10 protein-coding genes are annotated in these 7,560 nt (G+C 71.4%); 5 read left to right on the top strand and 5 right to left on the bottom strand.

What is annotated here, in order from left to right; translation table 11 throughout:
* The 3 genes from MET9862_RS27680 to MET9862_RS27670 all read left to right on the top strand — a co-directional run.
* The coding region (locus tag MET9862_RS27680) for a porin (protein ID WP_185157036.1) at positions 1-239 on the top strand (239 nt) is incomplete at its 5' end.
* Positions 240-436: 197 nt separating this feature from the next.
* The gene (locus MET9862_RS27675; RefSeq protein WP_142586131.1) at positions 437-1,498 is read left to right on the top strand and encodes a sensor histidine kinase; all 1,062 of its coding nucleotides are present in this window, start codon (positions 437-439) and stop codon (positions 1,496-1,498) included.
* Entirely contained in the window at positions 1,491-1,931 is a 441-nt protein-coding gene (locus MET9862_RS27670; protein WP_142586130.1) for a hypothetical protein, read from the top strand. The genes MET9862_RS27675 and MET9862_RS27670 overlap by 8 nt, the downstream gene beginning before the upstream one ends.
* Before the next feature lie 106 nt (positions 1,932-2,037).
* Here the strand turns inward: MET9862_RS27670 and MET9862_RS27665 are convergent, their stop codons facing one another.
* Positions 2,038-2,784: a hypothetical protein gene (locus tag MET9862_RS27665; protein WP_142586129.1), complete on the bottom strand. Its 747-nt coding sequence runs from the start codon at positions 2,782-2,784 to the stop codon at positions 2,038-2,040.
* Positions 2,785-3,241: 457 nt separating this feature from the next.
* On the opposite strand from MET9862_RS27665, the gene MET9862_RS29710 reads away from it, so the two are divergent.
* Both MET9862_RS29710 and MET9862_RS30330 read left to right on the top strand, forming a co-directional pair.
* The gene (locus MET9862_RS29710) at positions 3,242-3,388 is read left to right on the top strand and encodes a hypothetical protein (RefSeq protein ID WP_185157035.1); all 147 of its coding nucleotides are present in this window, start codon (positions 3,242-3,244) and stop codon (positions 3,386-3,388) included.
* A 490-nt stretch (positions 3,389-3,878) separates the two neighbouring features.
* Entirely contained in the window at positions 3,879-4,031 is a 153-nt protein-coding gene (locus MET9862_RS30330; protein WP_244612940.1) for a hypothetical protein, read from the top strand.
* A 212-nt stretch (positions 4,032-4,243) separates the two neighbouring features.
* Here MET9862_RS30330 and MET9862_RS27655 read toward each other — a convergent pair whose 3' ends face one another.
* The 4 genes from MET9862_RS27655 to MET9862_RS27640 all read right to left on the bottom strand — a co-directional run bounded on the left by MET9862_RS27655 (position 4,244) and on the right by MET9862_RS27640 (position 7,452).
* Positions 4,244-4,915, bottom strand: coding sequence for a DUF2336 domain-containing protein (locus MET9862_RS27655; RefSeq protein ID WP_142586127.1), 672 nt, complete (start codon positions 4,913-4,915; stop codon positions 4,244-4,246).
* 370 nt (positions 4,916-5,285) lie between these two features.
* Positions 5,286-5,990, bottom strand: a complete 705-nt coding sequence (locus MET9862_RS27650; protein WP_142586126.1) for a hypothetical protein — start codon at positions 5,988-5,990, stop codon at positions 5,286-5,288.
* Entirely contained in the window at positions 5,987-6,754 is a 768-nt protein-coding gene (locus tag MET9862_RS27645) for an N-acetylmuramoyl-L-alanine amidase (protein ID WP_142586125.1), read from the bottom strand. The genes MET9862_RS27650 and MET9862_RS27645 overlap by 4 nt, the downstream gene beginning before the upstream one ends.
* Positions 6,751-7,452, bottom strand: coding sequence for a TerB family tellurite resistance protein (locus MET9862_RS27640; protein ID WP_142586132.1), 702 nt, complete (start codon positions 7,450-7,452; stop codon positions 6,751-6,753). The genes MET9862_RS27645 and MET9862_RS27640 overlap by 4 nt, the downstream gene beginning before the upstream one ends.
* Positions 7,453-7,560: the final 108 nt, after the last annotated feature.

Raw genomic sequence — 7,560 nt, 5'->3', positions numbered from 1 at the left:
TCCCCGAGGCGAAGGCCCGGCCGTGCCCGGAGCAGGGGCCGGGCTTCGTGCGCCTGCCCGGCAGCGCAACCTGCCTGCGCCTGTCCGGCCGGGCCGCAGCCGGCGTCGCCGTCCGGTCCGGCCGCGACGGCACCGCCGCCCGTCCGGAGGCCGACGGCCGCTTCGCCCTCGACGCGCGCACCGACACCGATCTCGGGCCGCTGCGGACCTATGTCCGCGTCGGCTCCGGCCGCCGTTGACCCCCGGCCGCGTGCTGCTACTGGGTGCGGTTCCGCCCGCCCCGTATGGCAGTCTGCCGATCGCTATGAGCCAGACCGATCACGCGATTCCGCCGGATGGGCGGATCGCTCCCGCCCGCGCGCGGCGGGCTGGGCGGATGCGCCCCTGCACGGGGTTCGGCATCCGGACGGATCGGGCGGGGCTCTGAGGGCTCGTCGTGCGCGACATCCAAGCCACGGAGTCCCAGGCCGCGCCGCCGGACGCGGAAGGCCGGACGCACCGGCCCGGCAGGGCCGGGCTGATCGAGGGGCTCGCCGCCTTCGCGCTCCTGGCCGCCTACACGGCCCTCTGCCTGCGGCTGTTCCCGAAGACCCCGAGCCAGGGCTACGTCGTCTATGAGGCGGCGTTCGCGGTCATGGCCTTCCGGAGCGGCCGCGTCGCCGCGCTCTGGGCCGTCGGGCTGAGCGCCACGGCGATCGCCTATTTCCTCCTGCGCGGTGAAGGGCTCGCCGTGTCCGAGCCGACCGAGGCGCTGGGCTTGCTCGGCTTCATCGCAGCCGGCCTGTGCATCGTCCTGACCGTCAGCAGCCTGCAGGCGCGCCTGTCGCGGGCCGACGGCCGGCTGACGCGGCTCGCTCGGCAGACGGACAACCTGTCCGCCCTCTTGAAGGAGATCTCGCACCGCATCGGCAACGATCTCGGCGCCCTGGTCTCCGTGGCCGAGTTGCAGGCGGCCCAAGCCGAGCACGCGGAGACCCGGCGGGCGTTGAGCAGTCTGGCCGACCGGATCCACGTGTTCGGCAGCGTCTACCGGCGGCTCCGGGCCACGTCCGGGCCTGCGGGCCGACTGGAGATGCGGGCCTTCCTCACGGGGCTCTGCGACGAGCTGCGTGCGGCCCATCTCGGGCTGCGCCCGGTCTCGCTCGAAACCGCCGTCGAACCGCATCGCCTCAGCGCGGATCAGGCGGTTCTGGTCGGGCTCGTCCTCAACGAGGCGGTCACCAACGCGGTGAAACATGCCTTCCCTGATGACAGGCCCGGGCAGATCCAGGTGGCCTTCGGCAAGGAGGCCGATGGCTGGCTCGCCCTGACGGTCGCCGATGACGGGGATGGCCTTCGCGCCGGCGCGCCGGAGAGCGGCGGTCTCGGGCAGCGGGTGATGCGCGGCATGGCCTCCCAACTGGGCGGCAGCTTCGTCCTGACGCGCGAGGACGGCCGCACGCGCGCCTGCCTCCGGTTCCCGGATCGCGGCCCGGGGCCGGGGCGGCGTCATGCCTGAGCGCAGGCTGGATCGGGCCCGCTTCGCCAAGTGCCGGGCCATGATGGAGCGCGGGGCGACGCCTGGAGAGCGCGCGGCCGGCGCGGCGGCGGCAAGCCGTGTCGCGGCCGCCGCCGGCCTCAGTCTCGGCGAGGCGCTGCGCCTGACCGACGACGCGAGCGCTCACGAGGCGCCGATCCGGTCACGGCCGCGCGGCCCGGCCCCCGCCCCGCGGCGGCCCTATCCGTGGCAGCAGCCGCCGCTCCGCGACGATCCGATCAGCGTGGAGGAGATCCTGGCGCAGAAGGCGGCCAATCTGGCGCGCCTGAAGCGCAAGGCCGCCCGTGAGAGGACGCGGCTGCGCGAGGCCTGCGCGGAGCAGGACGCGGACCGCGCGGCCCTGCGGGAGGCGCAGGCGGAGCGCGACCGGCTCTGGGCCGAGGGCAAGAGCTGATCGCCCCGTCGCGACCCGGCGGCCGCGGTCTCCCAGACTGTTCGAGCGGGGGCCTACGCGAGCCGATCCCCTCCCCAACCTCTTCTTGAGGCGTCGCAAGAGACCCTCAATCGGCCAGTTCACGGCGCAGCATCGCCTTGCGGAGCCCGATCGTCGCGAGGAAATCGGCGAGCGCCGCCTTGGTCTGCGACGCTTGCCGATAGAACTTCCGGTACCGGTACATCTGGCTCAGGTTGTCGGTCGGCTCCCCGGGCGCCGGCATGTTCATGCGGCTCTCCGAGACCGCGAGCACGGTCTCGGGGAAATCCATCTGCAGGCATTGCATGGCACGGGTCTTGGCCGCGACGAAGAGCTCTCCCAGGGGCTTGTAGGCCCGGAACGCAGGCGGGGCCTTCTGCGGCGCGGCAATGAACTGGAGCGTCATCGCGGTGGATTGCTCGAGATCCGCCTGGAGCGATCTGAGATCGGTCCGGCAGGCGTCGAGCCTCATCGCCTCGTAGGGGAGTGCGGCCGGCCTGTGCCGGTCCCGGGCGTCCATTTCCGCCGCCGCGGCGGAGGGAGGGTCAGCCTGAGCGACGTGCGGGCCGAGCGCCCCTGTGGTCAATCCGAGCACGACGGTCAGGATGGGCAGCCAGAAGCAGGCCGTCGCCGCGATCAGCGACCAGGCCAGAACCCCCGTCGGTCTCTCAGGTCCTCGTGCGGTGGCCGTGCGCGGGCCTGCCGGTTGTCCGGGAACCGCCCCGTGCGTGATCCGGACGAGGCGGCTGACGGCCTGATGCACCGAGACGACGACGGCGCCGTAGAGCGCCAGGGCAAGAGCAAGGGTGACGGCGATCACGGGGGCCCGGGACATGCGATATCCGCGCGACCCTGCCTGTGTGCTCCGGACAGAACATTGAGGATGGTCAAAAAGGCCCTGATCGCGGCGCGCGATGCGCTGCCTCGAGAGCCGCATTCTGGAGCGCTGTGAGCAGTCGGAGGCGGCCGGCAGGAGATGTCCCGCAGCCGAGGCCGTCCCTGATCTCCTCGGATAAATCCGGTCGATCGGGCATTCAATGCACGCTGATGCGCAAGGCGGAGCGTACGAACCCAAAATTTTACGGAGGGAATTCAGTTTCGGTTCGGCTTCATCGGAGAATTCATGCGAGCGTTAACGATTTGTTAACCATTCGCTCTGAGGTTGCTGAGGCGCGTGGAGGGATTTTGCCATGCCCGATCAAAGCCCTGGTGCAAGTGCACAATTCCGGTCCTCGCCGAACGAGGGGCAGTCGACGTACCGCGTCTACCGGTTCTCCCCCGGTGACCGGATCGTGGCCGCCGAAGTCCTCGACGTGATCACCGATGCGGAGGCCGTCGAGACCGTCCGGGCGATGCTCGGCGGCTTCGTCCTCGAATTGTGGGAACGGGCGCGCTTCCTCGGCCGCTTCGAGCCGGCCCTGCCCGCAGCGCAGCGCTGACTCTTGTCCCCGGATCCTTGGATCATGGGATCCTCCTCACGTCGTGACAGGCGGCGCCCGCCTCGCCCGAGGAGGCCCTGAGATCCGCGTGCCCGCGCAATGGGGTCCCGGCTCCACGCGCCTCCGCGCAGGGCCGCCATCGGAAGTGACACGCCCCCATCCCTAGGGCTAAGAGCCTCTCTCGAAACGCCCGCTGCGCCGTCGTGCCCGGCGGGCGATCTCCCGGTTATCGGGAGTTTCGGTGGCTGCTCTGAACGCCGCGAGGAGCCGGGGTGCTGCTCGCCCGAGCGGAGGCCGGTTCGGCCGGGGGAGCGCCACGCATCAGGGCTCCGGAGCCGTCCCCGATCGCGACGCGGTCGGATCGACTCCGGATGCAACCCGCGGGGAGGGAGCGGTGGCGTCGCGTATCGATGAGCTGAAGGGCGATCCTGCTTTCCGTGAAGCCGTGCATGCGGTTCGTGGCGCGGCGAGCATTCTGAGCGGACGGGCCGTGACGCACGAAGAGGCGGAGCTTCTGGTGAGTTTCGCCCTCGCGGCCTACGCCAATGCCGGCGGCCTGTCCGAGCCGAGCCTCAGCCGTCTCGCACGGTTCTCGAACAAGCTGCCGCCCGAGGAAAGCTTCGAGAGCCTGCTGAAGCACTGAGGGCCTGCCCGAACGGCGTGGGGGCACTTAACCTGTCGATCCCTGGACGAACCCTGCGAACCCTCTGGCGCTTCGCAGGTCAGCGATGACCGGGATGGACCGCACGACCCGGCTCTCCGCGTGACGATCGCGCTCGCACAGGCTCCGGGACGAGAGGGCCCGGCCCGATCTCCGTGGCGCCGGCGTCCGGTGAGGGGCGTCGGTCGCCGGCATCAATCCGCGGGCTCACCGCATTTCGGTCGCCCGCCCTCGATCAGGCGCAGCGTCATCCGCTCGATGCGCGCTCGCCTGCGCTCCTTGAACTCCGGTGGCAAGCCATCGTCGGATCGACGGATGAGGCTGCGATCCGGCCGCTCGGGCGCCGTCGCCGTCGCCGAGCGGCGGAGATAGCGGCGCGTCGATCCATGGGGCCCCCCGGTGCCGGTGCGCGCTTGCGGCGCGAAAGCGTTGCCGCGGGCGTGAAGGATCGCGGTGAGGGCGGGGCTCAGCGCCGTGCGGCAGGCCAGGGCCGCCAGATGCGCCGACGGCCGGATCCGCGCGATCGCCACAAGGTCCTCCTCGGCGATCAGCGGCGAGCGTTTCAGGATCGGGCCGGCCACCTCGACCTCCAGATCATAGGCGAGATGGGTGACGGTCCGGACCGGACCGCTCTCCACGGCGGCCAGGATCCCAGCGAGCTGCGCGCGTACCGCAAGCCGTTCCGTGCGCGCGAGGATGAGGAGCGCGCCGTCGCAGATCCGGGCCTCCATCGTGCTCAGCGAGCGCCCGAAATTGCTGGTGAGGAAATGGCCGGAGAAGGCCAGCGCGGCGGACGCGCTCGTGTTGGCGGCGATGCGGGCGACCAGCAGCTCGGCAGCGCTCAACTCCTCCGGATCCAGCGTCATGAGAGCCTCCACGCGTGCCGCCAGGGCGGCGGCTCGGGACCGGCCGCACCCTCGTTTTCCCGGAAGCGCGTTACCGCACGGACCACCGAATGAACCTTTACGGGATGCGTAGAATTTTAATGAATGCGTAAGATACGGCAATGTTTTTGGTATTTATCTCCTTTTTGAATCATCGGACCCAATGTATATTTTTGGATCTGACCCCTATAGAATCTTCATCTTCGCATGACCGGCGTTGACCATATTGCCGCGATGCCTGCACGGTCATGCGTCCGTCGGCGTCGATCGCGCGCGGTACGGTCTCACGGGCCAGGCAGGTCAAGCCTCGATCGGAATAGTCCGGCCGCTGCCCTGATCGGGCTGGCGCCGCTCAGCCGCGCCGGTAGATCCCGGTAAAGCTGACATTCGCGCCGCCGCAGGCGGCGTTGCTCTCCACCAGCAGGAAGGGCGGCATCAGGCGCATGCGGACGCTGCAGGCCGTATAATCGTCCGGGCTGTAGCGCGGGACGACGCCGTTCTCGCCGTCGGTGAAGGCGAGCGTCCCGGCCTGGGGGCGAGCCTCGACCGAGAACGAGCCGATATTCACCGCCCCGCGCTTCACCCGGTCCGGATCGAGGGCGCCATAGGTTGCATCGCCGGCGAGCGCCAGCCCCGCTCCCGTCCGGGTGATGCGGATGCGGTGCTCGGGACTGCCCTGCCAGGAGCCGGCCCAGTCGTCGAGGGCCGGCGTGGCGGGGGCTGCATCCGTGAGAGCCGTCCGCGGGAGCCATCCGGAGCGGGTCGCGCCCTTGGCGCCGACATAGGTGGCGCAGACGAAGGCGCCCCGGGCCTGACCGACCAGGACAGCGTTGCCGGCGACGAGATAGGCCTTCTCCCGGCAGGATCCGTCCGGTCCCGGGCAGCCCGCCGCCGCATGCGCCGATTTCACGAAGGGCACGCGCTCCGGCCCGGTGACCGTGGCGAGCGCGACCGGCTTGTCGAGATCGACCGCGTCGAAGCAGTCGCCTTCGCCGGCCTGGACAGGTCCGGAGAGGAGCAGGGCGGCGAGCGCGGCGCCGACGCGGCTGATCGTCATGGTGCGGGCGCCTCTTTGGCCGGCAATGCCGCGATCAGGTCGCGCAGGGTGGTGATGGTCGAGGCGTCGGCGACGCCGTCCACCCGCGCGGGACGGAAATGGCGCTGGAAGGCCCGCACCACGGCTTCCGTGCGGGCGTCGAAGCTCCCGCTCACCGGCACGTCGTAGCCGTAGAGCGCGAGCATCGCCTGGAGGGCCTCCACCGGCTGACCGGCATCGCCGCGGGCGAAGAAGCGCCCATCGCGGATCGGCACCGGGGGCACGAAATGGCCGACGCCTGCCGCCGCGAGCTGCGCCCAGGGAAAGGTCTCGCCGGGATCGTCCTTGCGCTCGGGCGCGATGTCGGAATGGCCGAGCACCCGCGCCGCCGGGATGCTCCAGCGCGCGACGATGTCCTGCGTCAGCGCGGTCACCGCCGCGACCTGCGCCTCGGGATAGGGGGCCAGCGCGCCGTCGAGATGGCCGGGATGGACGATCTCGATGCCCAGCGAGCGCGAGTTCACGTCGCGCCAGCCCTGCCACGCGCTCGCGCCCGCGTGCCAGGCCCGCCGGCTCTCGGGCACCATCTGCACGATGCGCCCGTCCTCCAGCACCACGTAGTGGGCCGACACCTCCGCCGTCGCGTCGCCGAGCCGCCCGATCGCCGCGGCGGCGCTCTCCATGCCCGTATAGTGCAGGATCAGCAGGTCGGGCCGCGGCCCCTTCCGCTCGCCGTGGTTCGGCGAGGGAATGACCTGGGTCGCGAGGGGGCTGTCGGTCCTCACCGCGCGGCGCCTTCCGCCTCGATGCGGTCGTAGGCCGCGTTGATGGCGGCGAGCCGCCGCGTGGCGATCGCCACCGCCTCCGGCGGCAGGCCGCGGGCGATCACCCGGTCCGGATGGTTCTCGGCGACGAGCTGGCGGTGGCGCGCCTTGACGGCGGCCGCGTCGGCGCCCCGCTCCAGGCCGAGCACGAGATAGGGGTCGTCGGCGAGCCGCACGTGGCGGGCGGCGATGCGCCGGAAGGCCGCCTCGTCCAGCCCGAAGATCTCGGCGACCGCGCGGAGATAGCGCTCCTCGGCCTCGTGGATCGCCCCGTCCGCGGTCGCGATATGGAACAGGCCGTCGAGCACGTCCTCAAGCAGCGCCGGCGCGTCGCTGAAGGTCGCGGCGAGCTGGCTCGCATAGGCCTCGAACCCGGCGGTGGTGGTCTTGGCGAGGTCGAACAGGCGCTCGACGCCGGCCCGCTCGGCGGGCTCGACCTGCACCACTTTGCCGAAGGCCTCGACCTCGGACGGCGTCACCACGCCGTCGGACTTCGCCATCTTGGCGGCGAGCGCCACGAGGCCGGTGGTGAAGACCACCTCGCGGGGCGTGCGCCCGAACGGCGCGCCCTCGCGGTCGATCAGGTAATGGCCGGCCGCGCCGCCGACGAGCGCCCCGAGCGGGCCGCCGATCGCCAGCCCGAGGCCCGCGCCGCCGATCTTGCCCCACTGCCATGCCCGATGCCGCCGAGGAGCCGGCCTTCCCGCTCCTGCAGAACGGCCTCTACTTCTCGGCGCTCGCGGGCACCCTGAGCGCGGCGACGCGCG

Source organism: Methylobacterium symbioticum, assembly GCF_902141845.1.
GTDB classification, from domain to species: Bacteria; Pseudomonadota; Alphaproteobacteria; order Rhizobiales; family Beijerinckiaceae; genus Methylobacterium; species Methylobacterium symbioticum.
The sequence above is the reverse complement of the archived record's forward strand: the minus strand, read 5'-3'. Positions and strand labels throughout refer to the sequence as shown.